This window comes from Vibrio sp. 10N.222.55.B11, assembly GCF_041473705.1.
GTDB lineage: Bacteria > Pseudomonadota > Gammaproteobacteria > Enterobacterales > Vibrionaceae > Vibrio > Vibrio crassostreae_C.
In genome coordinates, this window is sequence record NZ_JBFRST010000020.1 from 110,559 (window position 1) to 134,100 (window position 23,542).

Annotated in this window: 23 protein-coding genes; 5 read left to right on the plus strand and 18 right to left on the minus strand. The window is 44.0% G+C overall.

Annotated elements, in window-relative coordinates:
* Nucleotides 1-521 precede the first annotated feature (521 nt).
* Both speB and speA read right to left on the minus strand, forming a co-directional pair.
* A complete protein-coding gene (gene speB / locus AB4503_RS08830; protein ID WP_136973983.1) occupies nt 522-1,448 on the minus strand; it encodes an agmatinase in 927 nt (308 codons plus the stop codon).
* Nucleotides 1,448-3,355, minus strand: coding sequence for an arginine decarboxylase (gene speA / locus AB4503_RS08835; protein WP_372114336.1), 1,908 nt, complete (start codon nt 3,353-3,355; stop codon nt 1,448-1,450). The genes speB and speA overlap by 1 nt, the downstream gene beginning before the upstream one ends.
* Before the next feature lie 561 nt (nt 3,356-3,916).
* Between speA and AB4503_RS08840 the strand changes: the two genes are divergently transcribed.
* The 4 genes from AB4503_RS08840 (at nt 3,917) to AB4503_RS08855 (ending at nt 9,372) form a co-directional block, all read left to right on the plus strand.
* Nucleotides 3,917-5,353: a coniferyl aldehyde dehydrogenase gene (locus AB4503_RS08840; protein WP_372058030.1), complete on the plus strand. Its 1,437-nt coding sequence runs from the start codon at nt 3,917-3,919 to the stop codon at nt 5,351-5,353.
* Nucleotides 5,350-5,928: a TetR/AcrR family transcriptional regulator gene (locus AB4503_RS08845; RefSeq protein ID WP_372114338.1), complete on the plus strand. Its 579-nt coding sequence runs from the start codon at nt 5,350-5,352 to the stop codon at nt 5,926-5,928. The genes AB4503_RS08840 and AB4503_RS08845 overlap by 4 nt, the downstream gene beginning before the upstream one ends.
* Before the next feature lie 516 nt (nt 5,929-6,444).
* Nucleotides 6,445-8,019: an ATP-binding cassette domain-containing protein gene (locus AB4503_RS08850; protein WP_372114340.1), complete on the plus strand. Its 1,575-nt coding sequence runs from the start codon at nt 6,445-6,447 to the stop codon at nt 8,017-8,019.
* Nucleotides 8,020-8,133: 114 nt separating this feature from the next.
* Nucleotides 8,134-9,372 (plus strand): leucine-rich repeat-containing protein kinase family protein, encoded by a 1,239-nt coding sequence (locus AB4503_RS08855; protein WP_017063605.1) that lies wholly within the window; start codon nt 8,134-8,136, stop codon nt 9,370-9,372.
* A gap of 81 nt (nt 9,373-9,453) precedes the next feature.
* Here the strand turns inward: AB4503_RS08855 and AB4503_RS08860 are convergent, their stop codons facing one another.
* From AB4503_RS08860 to AB4503_RS08905, 10 genes are all read right to left on the minus strand, one after another.
* On the minus strand, nt 9,454-9,903 hold the full coding sequence (locus AB4503_RS08860; protein ID WP_017063604.1) for a hypothetical protein: 450 nt from the start codon (nt 9,901-9,903) through the stop codon (nt 9,454-9,456).
* 68 nt (nt 9,904-9,971) lie between these two features.
* A complete protein-coding gene (gene yqfB, locus AB4503_RS08865; RefSeq protein ID WP_017063603.1) occupies nt 9,972-10,286 on the minus strand; it encodes a N(4)-acetylcytidine aminohydrolase in 315 nt (104 codons plus the stop codon).
* A gap of 231 nt (nt 10,287-10,517) precedes the next feature.
* Nucleotides 10,518-10,871 carry a 50S ribosomal protein L20 gene (rplT, locus tag AB4503_RS08870; protein ID WP_004733517.1) on the minus strand — a complete coding sequence of 118 codons (354 nt, stop codon included), beginning with the start codon at nt 10,869-10,871 and terminating at the stop codon, nt 10,518-10,520.
* A gap of 42 nt (nt 10,872-10,913) precedes the next feature.
* On the minus strand, nt 10,914-11,108 hold the full coding sequence (gene rpmI, locus AB4503_RS08875; protein ID WP_004738430.1) for a 50S ribosomal protein L35: 195 nt from the start codon (nt 11,106-11,108) through the stop codon (nt 10,914-10,916).
* Between the two features lie 104 nt (nt 11,109-11,212).
* Nucleotides 11,213-11,764: a translation initiation factor IF-3 gene (gene infC, locus AB4503_RS08880; protein WP_076654893.1), complete on the minus strand. Its 552-nt coding sequence runs from the start codon at nt 11,762-11,764 to the stop codon at nt 11,213-11,215.
* A gap of 2 nt (nt 11,765-11,766) precedes the next feature.
* On the minus strand, nt 11,767-13,695 hold the full coding sequence (gene thrS / locus AB4503_RS08885; RefSeq protein WP_017059786.1) for a threonine--tRNA ligase: 1,929 nt from the start codon (nt 13,693-13,695) through the stop codon (nt 11,767-11,769).
* Nucleotides 13,696-13,992: 297 nt separating this feature from the next.
* Nucleotides 13,993-14,661: a hypothetical protein gene (locus AB4503_RS08890; RefSeq protein WP_123304895.1), complete on the minus strand. Its 669-nt coding sequence runs from the start codon at nt 14,659-14,661 to the stop codon at nt 13,993-13,995.
* Nucleotides 14,658-15,290 carry a 7-cyano-7-deazaguanine synthase gene (locus AB4503_RS08895; protein WP_017101214.1) on the minus strand — a complete coding sequence of 211 codons (633 nt, stop codon included), beginning with the start codon at nt 15,288-15,290 and terminating at the stop codon, nt 14,658-14,660. The genes AB4503_RS08890 and AB4503_RS08895 overlap by 4 nt, the downstream gene beginning before the upstream one ends.
* Complete coding sequence (locus AB4503_RS08900; protein WP_372114343.1) at nt 15,283-16,593, minus strand: nucleoside 2-deoxyribosyltransferase; 1,311 nt, start codon at nt 16,591-16,593, stop codon at nt 15,283-15,285. Before AB4503_RS08900 ends, AB4503_RS08895 begins: the two co-directional genes overlap by 8 nt.
* Nucleotides 16,594-16,610: 17 nt before the next feature.
* Nucleotides 16,611-16,982: a hypothetical protein gene (locus AB4503_RS08905; protein ID WP_372114345.1), complete on the minus strand. Its 372-nt coding sequence runs from the start codon at nt 16,980-16,982 to the stop codon at nt 16,611-16,613.
* A 432-nt stretch (nt 16,983-17,414) separates the two neighbouring features.
* Between AB4503_RS08905 and AB4503_RS08910 the strand changes: the two genes are divergently transcribed.
* A complete protein-coding gene (locus tag AB4503_RS08910) occupies nt 17,415-17,645 on the plus strand; it encodes a hypothetical protein (protein ID WP_048666401.1) in 231 nt (76 codons plus the stop codon).
* Between the two features lie 6 nt (nt 17,646-17,651).
* Here the strand turns inward: AB4503_RS08910 and AB4503_RS08915 are convergent, their stop codons facing one another.
* The 6 genes from AB4503_RS08915 to AB4503_RS08940 form a co-directional block, all read right to left on the minus strand.
* Nucleotides 17,652-17,939, minus strand: coding sequence for a MarR family transcriptional regulator (locus AB4503_RS08915; RefSeq protein ID WP_371692031.1), 288 nt, complete (start codon nt 17,937-17,939; stop codon nt 17,652-17,654).
* 78 nt (nt 17,940-18,017) lie between these two features.
* Nucleotides 18,018-19,253: a tyrosine-type recombinase/integrase gene (locus AB4503_RS08920; RefSeq protein ID WP_372114348.1), complete on the minus strand. Its 1,236-nt coding sequence runs from the start codon at nt 19,251-19,253 to the stop codon at nt 18,018-18,020.
* A 1-nt stretch (nt 19,254) separates the two neighbouring features.
* The gene (locus AB4503_RS08925; protein WP_132813627.1) at nt 19,255-20,229 is read right to left on the minus strand and encodes a hypothetical protein; all 975 of its coding nucleotides are present in this window, start codon (nt 20,227-20,229) and stop codon (nt 19,255-19,257) included.
* On the minus strand, nt 20,229-20,432 hold the full coding sequence (locus tag AB4503_RS08930; RefSeq protein WP_017101207.1) for a hypothetical protein: 204 nt from the start codon (nt 20,430-20,432) through the stop codon (nt 20,229-20,231). The genes AB4503_RS08925 and AB4503_RS08930 overlap by 1 nt, the downstream gene beginning before the upstream one ends.
* The gene (locus AB4503_RS08935; RefSeq protein ID WP_132813625.1) at nt 20,429-20,797 is read right to left on the minus strand and encodes a phage tail protein; all 369 of its coding nucleotides are present in this window, start codon (nt 20,795-20,797) and stop codon (nt 20,429-20,431) included. The genes AB4503_RS08930 and AB4503_RS08935 overlap by 4 nt, the downstream gene beginning before the upstream one ends.
* A 2-nt stretch (nt 20,798-20,799) precedes the next feature.
* Nucleotides 20,800-23,541 carry a phage tail tape measure protein gene (locus AB4503_RS08940; RefSeq protein ID WP_372114350.1) on the minus strand — a complete coding sequence of 914 codons (2,742 nt, stop codon included), beginning with the start codon at nt 23,539-23,541 and terminating at the stop codon, nt 20,800-20,802.
* Nucleotide 23,542: the final 1 nt, after the last annotated feature.

Genomic DNA, 23,542 nt, shown 5'->3' on the forward strand with positions numbered 1-23,542 from the left:
GTTCCGTTTCGCCTGTTTTTTTTATAGTTTACTTAACTTTAAGCCTAGTCTTCCTTATCCGAAATGTCATGTCTGTGCGAAGTGACTTCTTTTCACAAATCTAGGCATTCACTTTAGTTTGTTCATGGACTAAGCAAAAGTTTATAGGGTGTTGATTAATATGCAATAAAACGCACACCTTAATTACACCTCAAATTTTTATAAATATATACAGTAATAAAGTTGATAAATCATTAGGATTTATGGGCGATTGATAGGGTCGATATATACCTAAACCCCAAAGAAGAACTAAATCCCATATTTGAGACAAGGTGCAGCATAAAGCTGATGAGAAACTGTTCAAACACCGTATATGGCGTCAATTACATATACAACAGTTAGAGTATTGAATGGGTATACAGGGACAATGAGTAGAAGTTGCAAATGGATATTTCGAGGTATCCAAAAAAAGCCCACTAAGTTGAACCTTAATGGGCTTTAAAATCAGTATATAGCGTTATGCTGTTAGCAATGACACACAACTATTTAGCAAGGCGATTTGCAGTCCAGACGTAAAGCAGCTCGAGAGCAATCGTCGCACCAGCCAATGCCGTAATTTCGCTTTGGTCATAGGCAGGAGACACTTCTACAACGTCCATACCAACCATGTTGATACCCTGTAAGCCACGGATGATTTTGAGCACTTTATCTGAGTTCAAACCACCACATACTGGTGTGCCGGTACCCGGAGCAAAAGCAGGATCCAGACAATCGATATCAAACGTTAAGTACACTGGCTTATTACCAACAATACCTTTCACTTGAGCAATGATATCGTCCACGCTCATGTCGTTCGCTTGCATCGCGTTAATAACGTTAAAGCCGTGCCCTTCCTGCTTGTACTCTGTACGAATACCAATTTGCACTGAATGTTCAGGCGAAATTAAACCTTCATTTGGCGCATGGTAGAACATAGTACCGTGATCGTAACGACTACCCTGACTGTAAGTGTCAGTGTGCGCGTCGAAGTGAATCAGAGCCATCTCACCGTACTTCTTGCCATATGCTCTTAACAAAGGCAGTGTAATGAAGTGATCGCCACCTAAACCTAACAGAGTTTTACCACTGTTTAGAATCGCATCAGCAGCTGCTTCTAAACGTTGAGTTAGGTCTTCTGCATCACCGCAATCAAACACAAGGTCGCCAGCATCAATGACCGAGGTGTGTTCAAATACATTGAAGTCCCAAGGGAATTTTTTACCTTCCCACGCCAAGTTTACTGACGCACGACGAATCGCATCAGGTCCCATACGAGCACCCGGACGACCAGACGTCGCCATATCTAACGGCGCGCCCAACACAACCACATCAGCATCGTTGTCGATTGGGTTTTGCACCAATGGACGACGCATAAACGTCATCGCATTGGAGTACAGCGAGTAATCTGGTTTGGTAAATAGATCGTTCATTAAAAATCCTCAAGATAGGTGTAACCCATCAAGCCTTGCTCTAACTCTTCAAGTACGCTTTGCTGCTCTTGTGCTGGTACTTTCGCCGTGACCAAATCTTTGTAGTTCTGACGAATCAGATCCGTATCGATATGAACATAACGCATCATGTCTTCAACCGTATCGCCTTCATTGATGTAGTCGATATTCGCTTGACCACTTTCATCAACATTCACCACGACACTGTGGGTATCACCAAATAGGTTGTGCATATCGCCCAAGATCTCTTGATATGCGCCGACTAAGAAAAAGCCCATCAGGTATGGTTCATCTGGGTTCCACGCAGGAACTGGCAGCGTTGTTTCAATACCTTGGCCATCAACGTACTGATCAATCGTACCGTCAGAATCACAGGTGATATCCAGTACTACAGCGCGTCGCTCATCCGCATTATCCAAACCACTTAGAGGTAATACAGGGAATACCTGATCAATACCCCAAGCATCTGGTAAAGATTGGAACAGCGAGAAGTTCACGAAGAACTTGTCGGCTAAACGCTCGCTCAACTCATCCAAAATAGGACGGTGGTAACGGTTCTTAGTACTCATACGAGAGCTAAGTTCGTAGTTAATACGCAAAGACATCTGCTCTGCCCAAGCACGGTGCTGAAGATTCAGCATGCCTGTTGCAAATTGGTTGTGCGCTTCTGCGATATCGCTTTGCGTGTCGTTGTAGATCTCGATCAACGCTCGGTCATCATTACCCGCATCTAGCTCTAAGAAGTTCTTCCACATGTTATTAAGCAACATTGGTGCGTCAGCTTCTGGAGCCGCCATATCTTCCGGAGAATAGCTTTCTGTACCGATCACGTTAGTAACAAGCACAGCGTGATGCGCAGTCAACGAACGACCAGATTCAGAAATGATCACAGGTTGCGGCTGATTGTAGAGCTTACAAATACCCCCTACTGTCATTACGATGTTGCGAGCGTACTCAAGCAAGCCGTAGTTCATTGAGTTTGAAGACTGGCTACGTGTACCGTCGTAATCCACAGCCAAACCACCACCAACATCTAAGTACTTCAATTGAGCACCGATATCGCGCAGTTCACAGTAGAAACGAGCCGCTTCGCTCACACCATTTCGTACATCACGAATATTGGCCATTTGTGAACCAAGATGGAAATGCACTAGCTCTAGAACATCCAGTTGGTCTTCTGCTTTCAAGCGTTCAATAACAGTCAGCACTTGTGATGCAGACAAGCCGAACTTCGACTTCTCGCCACCACTCGCTTGCCATTTACCTGCGCCTTGAGAAGCAAGACGAATACGCAAACCTAAACGAGGTTTCACGCCAAGCGCTTTCGCTTCAGAAAGAACAAGATCAAGCTCAGATAGCTTCTCTAAAACGATGAATACTTTATGACCTAGCTTTTCGCCAATCAGCGCTAGACGGATGTATTCTCTGTCTTTGTAACCGTTACACACGATCACTGAGCTCGCTTTTTGAGCCAGTGCCAATACCGCTAATAGTTCAGGCTTGCTACCTGCTTCTAGGCCCAATTGCTTCTGCTCTAATTGAGCTTGGCTCGCTAAGATCTCGTCAACCACTTCTTTCTGTTGGTTAACTTTAATCGGGTAAACAAGCAGGTAACGGTTGTCATACTGATATTCGTCGATCGCTTGGTTAAATGCGTTACAGATATTGTGCACACGTTGGTGCACTATTTGAGGAAAACGCACAAGAGCAGGCAAACCAATATTTCTCTGCTCTAACTGTTTTACGATCTGACTAAGAGGAACTTGATGATCGGTTTCGCTCGGTGATACATACACCTCACCGTTATCATCAATTCCATAAAAACCTTGGCTCCAGTGCTTTACATTATACTCAGCACGGATGCGTTCCAAATTAACCGAATTTTCCAATTCTAGAGACCTCACACTATAGGGCCATCGACAGAAGATACCTCATTGGAATAGCGAGGTATAACCCAACAAAAAACGTTCAAAAACGATTTGTTGGCTGCATTAACCGATATTATTAAGAGTGAGTCCAACCATTGATATTTGTGGTTACGATTACGTTTTTTTATCGTCGATCCGACTTAAAGTGACAGGTAAGGTATTACAAGGTTTTAGGCCAAAAAACAGGCTGAAGCGCATTAGATTTAAAGCACTTTCTAACAAAAAATCAGGTGAATAAAATACCAAAGACACATAAAATTCTTGGCTAATCTGGTCAAGTTAAGTCAGGGTTGTGACAAATATGCGCACTTCCCAATCTGAACTCTCGCTATCACAAACACAACTTGTATCCCGTGATTCGATACCTATAAACACTTCGTTCTTCCAACTAAAACTCGCTCACTTCAATGTTGTAACCGCTCAATTATTGAACTTTTCTCGTGCATATCTTGTATTCGATTCGATCTTCTTGTAAATTCAACTGACCGACCAATCGGTCAGCTTTCGAATTTAGGGGATACTATGAGCCATAATCTAGACCTTGAACCAAACACGTCGAGCATCAACGACATGGATCAAATGTTCGACCGACAAAAAGATCACTACCGCAGTAATGTTAATCCAACGCTTGAGCAGAGAAGAAAAAACCTCTCAGTACTAAAAGCGTTGTTAATGCGCTATCAAGAGCTGTTGATTGAGGCGGTATCAGAAGATTATGGCCATCGAGCAGAGCACGACAGCTTAATTGCTGACATCACCCCTTCCCTACACCAGATCAATTACAGTGATAAAAACCTGAAGAAGTGGTTGAAGCCTTCACGTCGAAAAGCCGGCTTGATGCTAACACCAGCCAAGATTACTGTGCATTATCAGCCAGTAGGTGTGGTTGGTATCATCGTGCCTTGGAACTTCCCAGTCATGCTCTCTTTAGGCCCTCTGATCACAGCGTTAGCAGCGGGCAACACGGCGATGCTCAAGATGTCGGAGTTTACTCCAGCGACCAACCGAGTTTTAAAAGCGATGTTGGCCGAAGGCTTTAGTGAAGATCAGGTTGCGATTATCGAAGGCGAAGCTGACGTTTCCGCTAAATTTAGCCAACTGCCGTTTGACCATATCCTTTTCACAGGCTCAACCGCTGTGGGTAAACACGTTATGAGAGCAGCGGCTAACAACTTAACACCAGTTACCTTGGAATTAGGCGGCAAATCTCCAACCATCATTGCCCCTGACTTTGATGTAGCTGACGCTGTTGAACGTATCTTGTTTGCCAAGAGTCTAAACGCTGGCCAGATATGTGTAGCGCCTGATTACATCTTATTGCCGCGAGAAAAATCAGACGAGTTCATCACAGCCTATAAGCGTTATTTCAAGAAGCTTTATAAAGCCGGTATTGAGAGTAAAGACTTAACCTCAGTGATCAACATGCGCCAATACAATCGCTTGAAAGGTGTCATTGAAGACGCACAAGCCAAAGGCGCGGTTATTCACACGGTAACCGAACAAGCACAAGACGATGTAAACCACAGAATGACGCCGCACCTTCTCACCGAAGTGAACGATGAGATGCTCGCGATGCAAGAAGAGCTGTTTGGTCCTGTTTTGCCTATCGTGCCTTATGATTCCATCGAAGAAGCAATCAATTACATCACAGAGAGAGAACGCCCACTGGCTCTGTACCTAATGAGCCATAATAAAGAAACCCAAGACAAGCTTTTATCAGACACGCACTCTGGCGGCGTGTGTATTAATGATTCTTTGGTGCATGTGGCTGCAGAAGACGCACCATTCGGTGGCATCGGCCCTTCAGGCATGGGACACTATCACGGCATTGAGGGCTTCAAGACCCTTAGCCATGCCAAAACCGTTCTAAGTAGAGGAAAAATCAACTTCACCAAGTTAATGCATCCTCCTTACAACAACCCAATCAAGAAACTGATGTTCAAAGTACTCAATAGATGATCACCAAAAGACAAAAAATCCTAGATGCTGCACTCCTGCTCTTCTCTCAACAAGGGCTAGAGGGCACATCTACCGGACAAATAGCGAAAACAGCCGGCGTGGCAAAAGCGACGTTGTTCCACCACTTCGAGAATAAATCTCTATTGATTGATGAACTGTTTCGCGAGCTGAAGCTAGAGCTATTCTCGACCCTTCAACCGCACACTGATGTGGCTGTAGAAGATCGCTACCAAACCTTTAAGTTCATGTGGATCACAGGAATTGAGTGGGCATTAGAGAATCCGGTTGCGATGAAGTTCTTCACCAATGTTCATTTCGACCCAACGACTCAAACTCGAGAAGTGATTGTTTCACAGATGTTCGCATCGCTAGACGAGATCATTTTGAAAGGGCAACAAGATGGTGAATTGATGGTGTTGGACATTAACCTTGTTAGATACTTCATTCATAGCCACTTTCTGATTTGTGCAAACTGGCTGATTGAACAAAGCGAGTCTCCACCAGAGCAAACATCGAAGTACATCAACGATAGCTTTGATATGTGTTGGCGCGCCGTTGGTGGGCAAACCAAGTAGCTTTAGCTTTAAGCCCAAGGCTCTAAGCTCTAAGCTCTAAACCCAAAGATATAAGTTCTAGACTCAACTGATTTCCAATAATGATCACTAAAGCGCCACAAAGGCGCTTTAATTATTTGAACACAATTTAATCACCTCAACATATTGACTCAGAGTACTTTCTTTCAGTACCATCCCACCATCATTTCAAAAGAGAATAACGCCATAATGAAGTACTAACATCCTGACATCCGATTTATTTTTATAAAAATCATTTGGACACTCGGGGTTAGTGGGCGTTACTTCATCATCTATTTTCGCGACAAATCAAGCTCTTAAAGATCCGTTTTTTGACAAACAAACATCTTTAAGATCAGTACCTCAAAGACAGGAACCATCTCAATGCCGCTTTCTCTCTTTGATTGGTCATCTATCTAAGTAACGCCTTTGGCGATCTGTTGTTAGCATCCAGCAGGAGCTTGCACAGAAAAGCGCCTCACCCCTTTTACTCGTTTACACGTAAAGGGAGGTATTTCTATGCCGACTATATTAGCCAATAATCTCTCATTCCAACTCGATACTGGTGAGTGGTTATTCAAAAACATCACCTTTAATTTGAGCACTCGCCTCACAGGCCTAGTCGGAAGAAATGGGGCTGGAAAGTCATTGTTACTTTCGTTGCTCGTTGGACAAAAACAGCCCACAACGGGCAGTGTTTCGCGCCAAGGTTCAATCGGCTTTTACTCTCAGTTACCATCAACGCTACTGGATACCAACATCACCATCGCTGACTTCTTAGGACTCACCGAAAAGTTAGAAGCGTTAAGCGCCATAGAACAAGGTAGCTGTGAACTGCAGCACTTCAATATCGTTGGCGATGATTGGGATTTAGAGGCACGTACCCAGCAGTTGCTAGGTACATTAAAGATCACTCGTGATTTGAACACACTTTGTTGCTCTTTGAGTGGTGGGCAACTCGCCCTGTTACAGCTTCATCAGCTATTCGTATCAAATAACGACATACTGATCCTCGATGAGCCTTCGAACCATTTGGATAACGACGGACGCAATTGGCTACTAGAACAATGCCAGTTGTTTGAAGGTAAGGTACTTGTCGTCAGCCATGATCGAAGCTTATTGAGACAAATGGAAGGTATCTACCATCTCAACAGTTTGGGGTTACGTTTCTATAAAGGAAACTACGATGACTACTTCAAACAAATGTCGAATCAGGCCGATGCACTAGATAAACAGATTGCGCATCATCAGTCCGAAAAGAAACGACTCGAGCGCCAAGCTCAGATTAACAAAGAAAAAGCTCAACAACGTGAGGCTCAAGGTAACCGACTCCGAAAATCAGGTAGCCAACCCAAGATATTATTGGATGCCATGAAAGATAAAGCAGGGCGAACCCAAGGCGCATCGGCAACAAGCCACAAGAACTTAAAGGATCAAAACCAACATAAGCTTCAATCTCTTAAAGAACAGCAAGAGCAACTGAAGCCGCAAGCGTTGTACCTACAACAAGCGAATGCTACTAAAAAACACTCACTATTAACCGTTGAAGAGTGTCGCCTAAATTTTGGTTCTGGTGTTCCTATTAGCTTATCTCTATCACAAGGCGAACGATGCTATCTAACCGGGGCTAACGGGTGCGGAAAATCGACTCTGTTAAAAGCCATTCATGGCCAGCACTCGAACTATATCGGATCCATTAAGCGCTTAGGGGCGACCGTATACTTGGATCAACATTTTGGCCTGTTAGACACCAACGACACCATATTCGATAGTTTGATGACACACAGCTTTGGGTTAACAGAAAGTGACGCACGAACCTTGCTCGCTGGAATAGGGTTCAGGCGAGACTCCGTATACCGAAAAGTGTCTCATTTAAGTGGTGGTGAAAAAATGAAACTGGCGATGTTGATCGTTAGCCACAAACAAGACACCCCGCTTCTATTGCTCGATGAACCGGACAACCATCTAGACATCGACTCAAAGCAAGTATTGGCGTCCGCTTTACGTGAATACCAAGGCGCATTTATCTTGGTGAGTCATGATGCTGATTTTGTTAAGGAGGTCGGCGTCAGCCAAAACCATATACGACTTTAACCTTCGTAAATTCGTTCACTTAGTGTAGTTACGCGAGCATCGCTCCGGTGCTCGCCTTTCTCGATTGAGACAAGTAAACTACACGCCTCGAACATCTATTCATAAGGCTAAGGTTTGCATACTCTAGAACAATTAAAATCAGGGCAACTTAAAGGTATTAAGCGCTTAAAACTGTCGGAAAGTCTCACCGAGTTTCCTCTAGAAATCATAGAGCTTGCAGATTCTCTTGAGATCCTAGACCTTTCAGGTAATCAGCTGTCAGACCTACCAGCCGAGTTATCAAAGCTAACTAACCTGCGTATTATCTTCGCGTCGAATAACCTGTTTACGCACCTGCCTGATGTTCTTGGGTCACTTCCTAAGCTTGAAATGATCGGTTTCAAGACCAACCAAATCAAAACCGTAAGTGAAGTATCTCTACCACCTCAATTACGCTGGTTGATCCTGACCGACAATGAGATTGAGGCCCTGCCTAGCTCACTAGGTGAAAGACCGCGACTACAGAAACTGGCATTGGCGGGTAACAAGATTCGCGTGTTACCAGAAAGCATGGAAAACCTATCCAACCTTGAGCTAGTTCGCCTGTCTGCAAACCAGTTGACTGAATTCCCAGAGTTCCTTATCAAGCTACCAAAACTGGCTTGGTTAGCGTTTGCGGGTAACCCGTTTTGCAAACACCCTAGCAGCTTAGATAGCGTGCCTGCGGTTAGCTCTCAAAGCTATTCACTGAATCAAGTACTTGGCCAAGGCGCATCTGGCGTGATCTCGCATGCAAGCTGGCTAAACAGCGACTTCGATTTTCCACAGGAAGTGGCGGTTAAAGTGTTTAAAGGCGAAGTCACCAGTGACGGCTACCCACATGATGAACTGGAAGCGTGCTTGCAGGCTGGACACCATAACAACTTGGTAAAATCTATCGCCCAAGTAGAGGAACAAGATTACCTAGCTTTGGTGATGGAACTCATTCCAAACAGCTACTACAACCTAGGGCTACCACCAACACTCGAGACTTGCACGCGTGATACTTTCCCAGAAGGTTTCGAACTTTCAATTGCTCAAATCAATAGCATTACAGAGCAGATGATTGATGTGTTTGAACACCTTCATGCCAATAAAGTCTCTCATGGTGATCTATACGCTCACAACACTTTAGTGAACGAACAAGGTCAGATGATCTTTGGTGACTTTGGCGCTGCGACTATCTACGGCTACCTAACTGAAGAACATCAACAAGGTATTCGCCGAATTGAAGCACGTGCATTGAAGTACTTTATTGAAGACCTACTGACGATTTGTGCAAAGCAAGATCAAGACAGCGAGCTTTATACTCGATTGGCGAACTTCGAAGCTTAATAGAAGTATTCAGTCAGATTGAAGACAACAAAGCCAACATCACTGTTGGCTTTTTTATATGCTAATTAAACGAACCAGCGTTTAGCTTTCAACTTGAACAAGCTTCAAGTACGAATGCAGCTCTCCGCTCTTATACTCAACCGCAGAGTGAATATTAAGGTCAGCACGAGCCACAACAGCAAACTGGTAGCAGTTCTCACCCTTCAGAATCTCGACGTGTAACAAACCGTCTTTTAGTTGCCACTGCCCTGTTGTTTCAAATCGGTCGAACAAACGATATTCAATCAAAGAACCGTCAGCATTGAAGTGCACTTCAGTGATGTAACCGCCGGGGCAGCTCTTCACCCAAACTCGATTCTCGATATCACTGACCGTAAAGTTACGCCTTGTGTCACGCCACGCTAGAAAGCCTTCGCTATCATAAAGAGCAATGTCGAGATCAGTTCTAGAGATTAACGGCTGCTCATTTTGCTCACGACAATAAAGTTGAAGCAAAATTTGCTGAACTGTTTCGCTCTGTAATTCACTCATTGTGGCTTCCCTTTATCATTGCTCTGCGTTAGACGCAGTATTGATCAACAAATTCTATTTAAAGCGGGCTACACAAGCTCGTAAGAAACCACATACAGTTGAGAGATACCCGGGTAGATATCTTGAATCACGTCTTTCAGTACTTGCAGCGTCATGTTCTCTTGCTGAGCATGGAACTCACCTAAGTCATCAAACAAAATTGGCTCAACGCTGATGATCTTAAGATTACAGAACACACGGTCTTGCTCTAGCGTCGATACTTCCACAACACTGCCTGGCTGGTAGTCTCGCTCAGATTCATCACGAATAGTAATCGTCTTCTTGCCAGATAGGATGTCAGTTTCAAAACGTTCGAAGAACGTCATAGTGGTCGGTGCGGTCATTTATTTCGGTCGCTTTACATTTAAAGGTTAGGTAAATGTTTATATACCAGAATGCGTGTTCAAGCGAATAAAAATTAGGTGCGAGATGCGAGATGCGAGATGCGAGATGCGAGATGCGAGATGCGAGATGCGAGATGCGAGATGCGAGAGAGTATGGCAAAGCCAAATTACAGGCAATAAAAAAGGAGAACCGAAGTTCTCCTTTTCTTAAACCTTTAAGCTAACTCTAAATTATAGAGATGCTTTCGCTTTTTCAACTAGAACAGCAAATGCTGCTTTGTCGAATACTGCGATGTCAGCAAGAATCTTACGGTCGATCTCGATAGATGCTTTCTTTAGGCCATTGATGAAACGGCTGTAAGATAGACCATTTTGACGAGATGCCGCGTTGATACGTGCAATCCAAAGTTGACGGAATTGACGTTTCTTGTTGCGACGGTCACGGTAAGCGTATTGACCAGCTTTGGTAACTGCTTGGAAAGCTACGCGGTAAACACGTGAACGTGCTCCGTAGTAACCTTTAGCTTGTTTTAGAACTTTCTTATGACGTGCACGAGCTTGTACACCACGTTTTACGCGAGGCATTATGCTTCTCCTAAACTAAACGAATTTATAAACTAAAAAGAATTAAGCGTATGGCATCATACGTAGAACTTGAGCAACTTCACATTTAGGAAGGATCGAGTTCGGACGTAGCTGACGCTTGTTCTTAGTAGTACGCTTAGTCAGGATGTGACGTTTACCAGCGTGCTTAAACTTAATACCACCAGCAGTTTTCTGGAAACGCTTAGCAGCACCTTTGTTGGTTTTCATCTTAGGCATGATGAATAACTCCGCATTGTTGAGTTGTTAATAACATAGTAATTAGGGCGAATAAAACCCCGCAACCTGAGGCTGCAGGGTTCAATTACTTGCAAAGCCGTTAATTACTTCTTTTTAGGGGCCAACACCATGATCATCTGGCGACCTTCAATTCTCGTTGGGAAAGATTCGACTACTGCAAATTCTTCAGTATCCGCTTTCAAACGATTAAGAACGTCAACACCGATTTCTTGGTGAGCCATTTCGCGGCCACGGAAGCGAATTGTTACCTTCACTTTGTTGCCGTCTTCTAGGAAACCAGTCAGGTTGCGTAGTTTTACCTGATAGTCTCCAATATCAGTTCCAGGTCGGAATTTAATTTCCTTGATCTGAACCTGCTTTTGCTTCTTCTTCTGCTCTTTCGCAGCTTTGCTCTTCTCGAAGAGGAACTTACCGTAGTCCATCACACGACAAACTGGCGGCTCGGCGTTAGGGCTGATCTCTACAAGATCCATACCAGCTTCATTTGCAGCTTCCATCGCTTCAGCGATTGATACTACACCAACAGCTTCGCCGTCTGCGCCAGTTAGACGCACTTCACGAACGCCACGAATGTCACCGTTTAAACGGTGCTGGTTTTGTTTGGCCGGTTGTTGGCCACGTCTTCCGCCTTTAATAGCTATTCCTCCAGATTGAGCTTACGGCTTGAAACCTCGGCTTGGATGTATGAAATAAAGTCATCCACTTTAAATTTGCCAAGGTCCTTACCTTTACGTGTACGTACTGCAATTTCGCCGGCTTCCATTTCTTGGTCACCACACACAAGCATGAACGGTACACGTTTCAAAGTATGTTCGCGGATTTTAAAGCCAATCTTCTCATTTCTCAAGTCTGCTTTGACTCTAAATCCACTTTTTTGCAGTTTTTTCGTAATTTCTTGTACATATTCAGACTGTTTGTCTGTAATGCCCATTACAACTGCTTGTTCTGGCGCCAACCACGTTGGGAAGAAGCCAGCGTATTCTTCAATAAGAATACCAATGAAGCGTTCTAGTGAACCTAAAATCGCGCGGTGGATCATAACTGGCGTGTGACGCTCGTTATCTTCACCTACGTAAGTAGCACCTAAACGTTCTGGTAATGCAAAATCGAGCTGCACTGTACCACATTGCCAAGCGCGGTCCAAACAATCATGCAAAGTAAATTCAATCTTAGGTCCGTAGAACGCACCCTCGCCTTCTTGAATCTCGTATGCAATGTCCATTGCCTCTAGCGCTTGCTTAAGGTCAGCCTCTGCACGGTCCCACATTTCGTCTGAACCTACACGCTGTTCTGGACGAGTAGATAGCTTAACAACGATGCTTTCGAAGCCGAAAGTTGTGTAAGTATCGTAAACCATTTCAATACAAGCTTTAACTTCTTGTTGAACTTGGTCTTCAGTACAGAATACGTGAGCATCATCTTGAGTGAAGCCACGAACACGCATAATGCCGTGAAGTGCGCCAGACGGCTCGTTACGGTGACATGAGCCGAACTCAGCCATACGTAGCGGTAGATCACGGTAAGATTTCAAACCTTGGTTGAAGATTTGAACGTGACCAGGACAGTTCATTGGCTTGATAGCGTATTCACGGTTCTCTGAAGAAGTAGTGAACATCGCTTCAGCGTACTTATCCCAGTGACCAGAGCGTTCCCAAAGAACACGGTCCATCATTAATGGGCCTTTAACTTCTTGGTAATCGTACTCAGTCAGTTTTTGACGAATAAATACTTCTAGCTCACGGAAGATAGTCCAACCGTTGTGGTGCCAGAACACCATGCCTGGTGCTTCTTGCTGCATGTGGAATAGGTCAAGCGCTTTACCGATTTTACGGTGGTCACGTTTAGCCGCTTCTTCTAGGCGCACAAGGTGAGCTTTAAGTGCCTTCTTGTCGTGGAATGCAGTGCCGTAGATACGTTGAAGCATCTTGTTGTCACTGTTACCACGCCAGTATGCACCCGCTACGTTAAGTAGAGTGAAGTGCTGGCAGAAGCTCATGTTAGGCACGTGTGGACCACGACACATATCGATGTATTCTTCGTGATGGTACAGGCCTGGACGATCATCTTTAGAAACGTTCTCGTCCAAGATTTCAATCTTGTAAGTCTCGCCGCGAGCTTCGAATGCGTCGCGCGCTTCCTGCCAGCTAACTTTCTTCTTAACAACCTGGTATTTGGTCTTCGCTAGCTCTTTCATGCGCTTTTCGATCTTTTCTAGATCGTCTTGCGTTAGAGAGTGCTCAAGATCGATATCGTAGTAGAAACCGTTATCGATAGTAGGACCGATCGCCATTTTCGCTTCTGGAAAAAGCTGCTTAACCGCGTGGCCTAAAAGGTGAGCACAAGAGTGACGAACGATTTCAAGGCCATCAACTTCATCTTTAGCTGTGATGATTTCTAGGCTTGCATCGTTTTCGATAAGATCACAAGCATCAACACGCTCGCCGTCTACACGACCAGCAATGGTAGCTTTCGCAAGACCAGGACCGATTGATAGGGCAACATCTAGAGTTGATACAGGGTTGTCAAATTGACGCTGACTACCGTCAGGAAGAGTAATAATTGGCATTATTTGTCCTTTACAGTGGTGTTGCACACCAAGCAACACATGAAAATTATTTAATATATTTAATTCAACAAGTTAGATAACTTGGTGGGGATATATGTAAGATTTGGTACAAACTTAGGTACAAATACAGATGCGCCTTTGTGAGTACAAGGGCATTGTAACGAATTGATGGGAAATGACAACTAAGCTATAACTTGTCTCTAGTGGACACTAGCGCAGAAACCCTAATTACAATAACCTATGTAGATCTCTTATTTTGGCAACATAGGTTATGTAAAAGTAGAGTATCTGGTGTAATCAAAAAATGAATGACTGCTGGGGGTTTTTCGACGTAGCAAGAGTACTCCATACCCAAGAATCAAAACTTCTACGAGATATCGATAGTAAATCAGCAGCAGAACAAAATGATTTATGCAAAAACTCATAGTCCTTCTGCACAATCCCTGCTTCTTGCGCAAAAGTTCGAATATGGCGGTCAACCGCTACAGAATCTATTCCAACTAGACACTTCATGTAATCGACAGTTTTAGGTCCAACTCCATCTAATTCCAGAAGCTCAATTCCAAAACTATCTAGTTCTAATTTTTCTCGTAGATCTGCTGAAGTATTTACATCATTTGAGTACATGAAACGAACGATACTCTCGAACCGATTGATTTTTGTTGTATGTGACCAGTTAAGAAAATCTGCCGTTTGTTGATTATCAATCATTTCAATAAGAGTATATGACGTTCTTTTTTCTGAATGCGAGTTAAGAATAGATTCAACTCTGGGCTTTACAACAGATGCATAATTTAGCCCAGCCTGCAGGATAGAATCAGCCAATATAGCTCCCATATGATCATATACAGGACGGTGCTCACGCTCCTCTTGAGAAACACCTAACTCAATGGCGTAATCTGCTAGCTGTCTAGCAGATTTCAATATATCAACCGCATATTCAATTGTTTTTAAATTAGTTTTCATATCTCAATAAATTCAGAAAGCGCGTTTAGACGCTCGACACAATTTGGGCAAGCGCCACAAGGAAATGAACTTGAAGCCTGGCATGAGAATGTCCTCCCAATGGGAACATCCAGTTTAAGAGCTGCACTAACTACATCAGCTTTACTTGCGAACCTAAAAGGTGAATGGAATCTAACAGGTCCAATTGATTCTGTCAGTCCATCTAATTTATTCATAAAAGCAGAAGTACAATCGATCTCTTTTGCATGATTACTGTTTATAAAACCAGTAAATACATTGAAAATGTTCAATGTTTGAGCTCGTGCAGCTGCGGCGGCGAAAAATAACATGGTTCTATATGGTATGTATAGGTCTTCATCTATAACATTTTCATTCCATAAATCAGCTTCTTTTATAAGCCTTGATTGAGAGCCTTCAAATATTTGACTTATATCAACTCTTTCTGGTTTTACTACAAGATCCAGGGGGATTACTTCGTTAAGCCTTGCCCACTCTGTCTCCACACAATGCTGACCATAGTCAAAAAATAGGGGGTACACTTCGATACCTTTAGCTATGAGTTGATACACAACCGTTGTGGAATCTAAACCACCAGATGTTAGTACTATTGCTTTTTCCATTTTATTCATTTTCCATGCCCGAAAGAATATCAAATATAGAATTAAGGCTTGAATCAAGGTCTGTTGAGTATGAGTTACTACCCATGATTACCATATTATTATCATTTTCCGCATTTGGATCATAAGTAACAACGGGTTTTTGAGTCGCTTGAGCTATACCTATTTCAATCAATGTTCCAGGATCACGATTTAAAGGAATAGCGAACACTACATCGCATTCTTCAATAAGTTTTACATCCTGAAAATATGTCTGCCTTCTCTCAAGCTCTGAAGACTCTTCATTTAGTTCACCGTTCTCAACAATTGGTCTACGGAGCGTGAAATTATGATATTCCATACTCGCTATAGCATAGTCCAGATCCTTTCTATCTATATACGAGAAATCCGGTGCCGCAAGGTATATGTTGTATTTAGGTCTTTCATGCCAAGGTAAATATACTCCTCCCAGTCCTTTCGTAACATCTAATGGTAGAGAGAGATTTCTTTGCACATCACGCTTGAAATCGTCTGGGAAAGTTGTTTGAGAGTAGCTAGTGGCGGCAATAGAGGCTACCCATGCTGCATTCTCCCAACCTAAATTTTTATGCGCTATAACTGCGGCAGAGTAGACATCTCCAACCCCTACAGAGTTTTGAGTTATCCCTAACTTTGCGGGTATTCTTACTGAGGTATCAGAAATCAAATCAAATACTCGACTTCCTCCTCGATTTTCTTTCAGTATGAAACATTCGACGGACAAAGAAGATGCTAAACCTATAAGTGGAGTAATATCTTGTTTAGCATTAGATTCAAATAGTTCGGAGGATGTAGATGTAAGCAAAAGAGAAATTCTTCCACTATAGAAATCTAGTTCTGAAAAAGATTCTATTCCATAAGCTATATCAAAACTAAATTTGGCATTGCTAGAGAATTGCTCATATAATTCTTCAAGGTTAAAGCTCCCTGGAAAAATCAACACATCTTCAAAACTATCAAGTTGTTGGTGTACGCACTTAAGTTTAACCTCTTTATTATCCCTTAATAAGTCCTCATAACCCTGATGTGCTAGCTCTTTTACATCAGAGATAGAGATAACATTAGGTGATCCAGTAATATCCCCGAGAATAATGACTTCTTCACATCCATGTGCAATTAGGTAACTTTGTGCTTCTTTTTGCAAGTATTCTGGGCAAATTATGGCTGCGCTATAACGCTTATCACTAGCCCAGAGACCTCGACATGCATGAACAACTCCTCCGAGTCTTAGTTTGCATTTCTCGTTAAAGGTTGAAAGTGTGTAATCAACAAAAACCTCTCCAACAACTAGAACCATGAGTTCATCCTCTAGATTTAAATGTGTCGAACATCAAGTTGAATCAATGGCAATGGGGTTGTTGTAACTTTAGTAACTATCCCTATATATGAATGCCCATCATTCATGCACGCTGCTAGGTAATTAAACTGTGTAGGAAGAGCTCCACACTCTAAACCACTCTGACTATGAACAGCTACAATTCGAGGTTGACCTAGTTGAATCAATACTGTGGTACCAATAGTTGGTAGTGAACCATGAGTACTGTAATAACTAGCTTGTCCCACATCTTCGAGAATACATGAAAAGGATAGTTCGCATTTGTCCGTCCCACTTTCACCACCCGTTTGACCTGTAGCATCTCTCACACCCGTATAATCCGTAAAACGCCCAGAGCCTGTACTTCCCATATAAAAAATCCTTTCACTAACAATATCAACGCGTAGCGTCGCAGAAGCACTGACTATAACGTAACAAACAAATACCCTCTCTGATGCATATCTCATATTCTCCAACACGCATAACTACAAAAAAGTAATTATCTAGCAATGATAGCTAAATTTATTTTCAGCGTTACGCATCACGACTCAATCAGAAACGACTAGATATGTTGAGAGAAAACTATTTAGTGGTGGTGACCATATGACCCCAAAAATTTTTGTTTCGCGCGGTGTGGCCTCGTTTGAGAATAAAAGCGGCCCCAAAGAACCTAGATCGTAACAGCACTGTGTAATATTGTTATAAAACAATTAGATAGATAAAAAAGTATGTACTAAGCTTTTCTGTTTGGATATAGTTGTCATGTAAAAAGGAGCGGCATTACCTTTAGACAGAGAAATATTATGAACTTAAGCAACATAGACAATTTTGAGTTTCAAACATCAGACTTCATAGAGCTTCATCTCAAGCAGACAGGTATTAAACTTAGTTGGGATAGCGCAAATGAAATTCTTTCTGAAGTTTGTGCTCCTGCTTCATTATCACCAAGTCTTAAGAATAAAGTCTGGTACAAACGTCCGCCAAGGCCAACTCAAAAAAGAAACTTTATGGGTCAACATAACTCTCGAAAATAACAAATTTTAATTTTTACTATAAATAAACGTCATTCCCCCCTCCGGGGGGATGACGTTAGTTCTTTTTAGGTATCTTCTTTCAAGTAATGCTCTCAGTAAAGAACTGGCCCAACTTGGTGACAAATCACATCGCTTAGCAATAAGTTGCGCTGTCACTTCTTCATGCTGTTTTATCGAATCCAACACCTTTAATTGTGTCTTGCTTAACTTCACCCATTTCACCTGATGTGGGGCATGTCGCGCAGCCGCCACTAAAGCGTGACTAACCTCACACTTTTCCTCAAAATTACCCATACTAATACTGTCCCCTGCTATTCATATTTAAATAGTCTATTAATGATTGATCTAGGTGATCTTTTTGCCATTACAAAATTATTCAAATGTAGGCAAATAACATGACCGCCAGCAATTTTTTAGCCATTGATGATAAGATCTTAATGCTGCAAGTTTTTGCAGTTCAATGTGAGTATGGATGTATGCCTGATCTAGTTTTCCTTTGGCATGGTTGAGCAGCGTTTCACCAACTAGGTAATCTATACCTATATCAGCCCAGATAGTTCTCGCTAGCTTCCTTAGGTCATGAGCACACCATTTACCCTTTGATACCGTTTTAACTAACTCCGTAGCGCTGACGCGAGATATTGGTGCTTTATCTTGTTTGGTTTGTGGAAAGACATGGTTACCCTTGTAATAGTTAGCTAACTGCCATGCTTTAAACGCCTTTAACAGTTCGACCATCTCGTCTGTTAATGGGTAAATAACCTCTCGTTTTGTCTTCGTATCATACTTAGGGATTTTCCATCGCTTAGTTTTGAAACAGACGTTGCACCATTTGGCCTTACGCGTTTCACCAATACGTGAACCATGGCTAAGCATCAGTAGACCTAGAACTCGGGCAAAAGGCTCTGATGTGCAAAGCCCTTCCAATAACTCTTGAACATCGCCTGGTTTAAGGCTGCATCCCTTTGCTTCAATTTTGGCCGTGATGAAATCTGTAAACACCATATCGGTTAATGGGTTATGCCCTATCATCTTTAACTTCTTCGCCTTTTTGAAGGCAACCTTTAAAGCCTGAAAGATAGATCGAATATAACTGATTGAGTAGTTGTTCTCCCTTAGCGGTTTCATCAACAACTTCTCAATTTTCCGATGAGTCAGCTCAGCAATTCTTTCCCCATGCAGTCTGGGCACGAGGTGAAGGTCAACCATACATTTGAGCGAGATGATCCGCTCTGCAGATAAGTGCTGTGACCGATTCTCTCTGTCTAGATGCCAAACCAACAACTCATCAACAGTTTCAAACTCATTAAATATCGCTCTTTTGCCCTGAGCGAGATCTAAGACGTAATAATTGAGTACATCAAACACATGAGGGGCTGAAAGGTTCGGGTACTTCCCTAGCGTATGAGGCCTCTGAGCACCGTCTTTATATTCCATATAAACCCACGAACCCTGATCTCGATTCTTACGAAAACGCAAGTAAAGCGAATAACGCTCATCTTTCAACTGCGTCACTCTTGGGTCTTTCGAGTATTTTCTAATTTGCGCTTCGGAAATCTTACAGCGAACAGTAGCGGCATGATGAACACCGGCATTCAACTTAATCATTCTATTCTCCTGTTAAGGTGGCTTTAATACTCATGCGCCTTGGTTGTAAGCCTTGGCCTGAAAACGAAACGCTGTCTATTGAGCACGTTCCTTGGAATGCATCAGGGAAAGAACTATCGAGAATCAATAGCCCCTCCGCAAATACCGCTGGGTTTGGCGGCGCTTCGATACTGAGCTTTCGTCCCTCTCGCTGCATTCGTCTGAGTTCGCTCGCGCATGCCTGCTCTGCTTCTTGTTGACTGTTTCTGTCTTTACCTATCGATTTAAATGGCGCCTTACCTTTTCTCACTTCCTGTCGAGTGCCGTCCTCAGTCGAAAGATAAAATGCCTTAACACCGGCGACATCCGTTCGTCCATCGAGGTCGATACTCACGTTGATGAAATTCGGAAGTTGTGGCTGATTACCACTGGGCTGCGATAACGTGATGGTTTCAAGGTCTTTGCCACTGGCGCTTCTGGCTTCCCCCTTGGGAGCAAAAATAAAGCGACCATCGATAGGTTTAGCGACAGCATCATATTGCTTAGCAAGCCGGTACAAAAACGAAGGCGTACTTTCATCAGTGCGATCGACATGCGCGATTTCAATTTTTTGTAATCTCGGATGCACAAAAGTTTGAAAGCCATGAGGGGTCACATTATCCGCAACAACTTGAGCCAGTGTTGTCTTGTCCCAGCTCATCGATTTACGCTCTCGATAACCGGTTTCATCTTTAATACTGAAAGGGGCGACAGACAACACCAAAGTCACTTCTCGGGGATGTAAGCTGATGGAACGTTTCGATATTTGAAATTCATCACGCAGCACTTCACCCAAATAGACTGAGTACTTTTCTCCCTTCGGGGGAATGCCGTCAATGTCATCAGAGTTGATCGTTAAAGAAAGGCTATCCCCCTCAATCCCGTTGCCATCAGATAGACGCCACGATTTAAGGCGAGCCAATAACAGTTCGCTATTTTTGCCGACTAGTTTGAACATTAGTCCCAAGACCTCGTAACAGATTGAGTGGGTTTCACCGTAGATATTTCAGGAATATGGACATGGGTATCTACAGTGAAGGCATCACCACGGACATGCGGATTAAGGCGATAAAACGCGATCTCTAACTGATCGCTGTCTTGACCTGTTTGTTTAAAGAGTAAATCAGTGATTAGTTCCCCTTTACGCGCAAATATTTTCATCCACGGTACTCCAAGAGCTGCAAAGACATATCCGTCACCATGGCGCGCCCATCATGAATAAGCTCACTGCGCCCCTCTTTAATCTGTTTGATCGTCCAACGGCCCAGGTTAAAACCTTGACCGTCACTCACTTGTTGAGGCTCATCAATCAAGGCACGAATCGCATCCACTGATTTAGCCGCGCTGTATTGAAGCCATTTGGCTGTGATGTCTATCGTTTCAAGTGGTCTGCCAGTTCGCTCTGAACGCGCATTATCAATGAGGCCGACTTCGGAATAAGCGCCCGCCGTGGTTCTATCAAACTTCGTTATGGGCGTTTTATCTCCAACCGAAAACACGAACTCCCCGATCACTAAATGATGCATGGTTAACCTCTATCAATAGCAGATACGTTAATGGAATCGTCGATGGTAAGCCCCGTTAAAGAGTCATATTGAGACTTCATTTGTTGGTCAATTTGAGCGGTAACCTGAGCTGCAATTTTCTGTTCATCCATGCCTGGTGCGGCTTGAATAGCGACGTCGGTTTTAAAGGTAACGTTGGGTATTTGCCGAGCGAGAGTTTCGGTTTTCTCTTTCTCGACCAACTTTTCAGACACGGTTTCCGAGGCCATGAGTTTGTCGTCGGGCGAATCCAGCTTATCGCCGAACCATCCTCCTAACAGCTCACCACCAAGATCGCCTAATAGTGAACCGGCTAAACCGCCAATCACGGTACCAATACCCGGGAACACCATTGTGCCGATAGTCGCTCCAAGACTGGCGCCACCCATGCTGCCAAGTAGCCCACCACCTTCGGTCAAGGCGGTTTTGGTATCGCCTTCGGTGACGGCCGTTGCGATATTGCCGGCACTGATCGCCATATCGAAAGGCCTAAGTAATTTCCCTAAGCCTGCTTTACCCGCACCTTGAGCCACATCACCGGCGAGCGCGATGCCATCTTGCGCCATCGCAACGCTTGGCATCATCGCTAATGCGCCACCGCCTAACGATAATGGCAAAGCACCACGGTTGGCCGTCATCATTGTGCTCGCCATGTTGTAAGCTCGAGCAAGCGGGTTTCGTGAACGTAACTTACGTGGAGGCATTCGGCTTTTTGACCGACTACCACTGGCACCCAAACCACCGCCACTTCCTCTACCGCCACGACCAGAGCCCATGCTCATCATGGTTCGGTTTAACCGGCTAAGTTGTTTCGTTGCAAAAGCCGCTGCTCGGCCACTTTGTTGGATTTCTCGGTTTAAGCCCTTTCGAAACAAGCGCCCTTTATCGAGGGTATTACCAAAGATAAGGGAGGCGGCTTTGCCTGCTAACATCGCGCCTTTGAACGCCAATAAGCCAGCAACACCAATTCCAACCGCAGCCGTAACGCCCTGGTTAGCTTCGGCAAAATCCGCCAATAGATTGATGCCATCACCTAATGGCTCAAGTACCCAATTGAGCGCAGGTAAAAGAGCGGTACCAACGATCACGCTTAAACGGTTCACCTTGTTGATGAACTGAGAAATGCCGTTTTCACTGGTGTTTATTCGTGCCTCATATTCGTCTTGTAATGACTGAATATGAACGTCTTGCCCTTGCTTAGCTAACTTGAGCGTTTTACGAAATAGATCCGTGTTGCCCGCCAGTGAAGCCACAGCCCCTTTCGCTTCCTCACCAAAGATTTGAGTGATTAATGCACTTTGCTCTTCTAATGGCGCATCTCTTATGGCTTCAAGCACTAGCAATAACGTCCCCGAAGCATCGTTTTGCATTGATGTGGCGAGTTCTACTGAATCGAAACCTACGGTTGATAACGCGGTTTGCTGCGCTTTGGTTGCTGCGCCGCCAAGAGTGAGGCGACCTGAAATATTCTTAAGTGCGGTTGCAGAGCGTTCTTCCCCCATACCTGCAGACAACATCGACGCCGAAAGCGCCGCGGCTTCATTAGCGGAGAACCCCGCCATTTTGGCAGACGCGCCTTGCCTAGCCATTACGCCTGCAATGTCGTTAGCTTTCGCATTCGAGTTGTTCGATAAATGGTTGGCAAGGCCAGCAAGGCCCATCGCACCATTTTGATCTAACCCTAATGCTGCTTTAAATACCGCGAGGGTTTCACCCGCTTGGCCAGCTTCCATGTCGAAAGCGACACCCATTTGTGCAGAATCGAGCACGAACTGTTTTAACTCGGCTTTGTCTTTGATGCCGCTTTGCCCACCAGCTGCCAACATAGCGTTGATGTCATTGGCGCTCATCGGTGTTTCAGTGGAGGTTCTTAGCGACCAATTACGCATGGCATCTGCTTCTTCAGGGGTCATATCGACCACCTTTTTCACATCAGCAAACGAGCTTTCGTTCTTTACTGCCGACCACACCGTCGCCGCTATTGGTGCAGCAGCCATGGCAAGCGACGTCGCTTGACCGCCAATCTCACTCAATTTTGCATCGCGAGTATCAATTCGTGATTGAATTGATTTCATCTCTTTCAAGTGACGGTTTTGTTTGGCGATAGCCGCTGTGGCCTTTTCTGCCTGAGCTTCGAGCTTTCTTTGCTCATCACTCATACGGCCAGTATTGATCCCAGACTCTTTTAACGCGGCGCCCAGCCCTCTGAGTTTTTCGCGCTGCTTATTTTGGCTATCGGTTAGCTGGGTAACCCGTTTACCTGCCGCTTTATAGGCCGCATTCAACTCATTGGTTTTCACCTTGCCCTGGTGAATCTCATCGTTAAATGAATCTAGCCGTTTTTGCGCTTCGTATAACCGATTCTTTAAATCAATGGCCCCTTCGCCCGAGGCCTTTTTCAGTTGAGAATTGAGGCCTTTTATCTCCGCTTGTGTCTTACTGTATTCAACCCGAAGACCCGAAGTTCGCTGTTTGTTGTCTTCCAGTTCTTGACTAAGGCGAGTCACCTTTGCTTTAGCATCATCAAGCTGACCGGCTAACTTAGCTGCTCGCTTGCTGGCAGACTCAAAACCATTTAATTGCTTGAGCTTGCCATTAAGTGAGATCACCTCTCCACGCTGGCTTTCAAGTGCCGCGGTTAACCGCTCTGTGGCTGTAGTCGTTGAAACAATGTCCTCAAGACCATTGACGGTGGTATTCAGAATGAGGTTAATTTTCTCGGACATT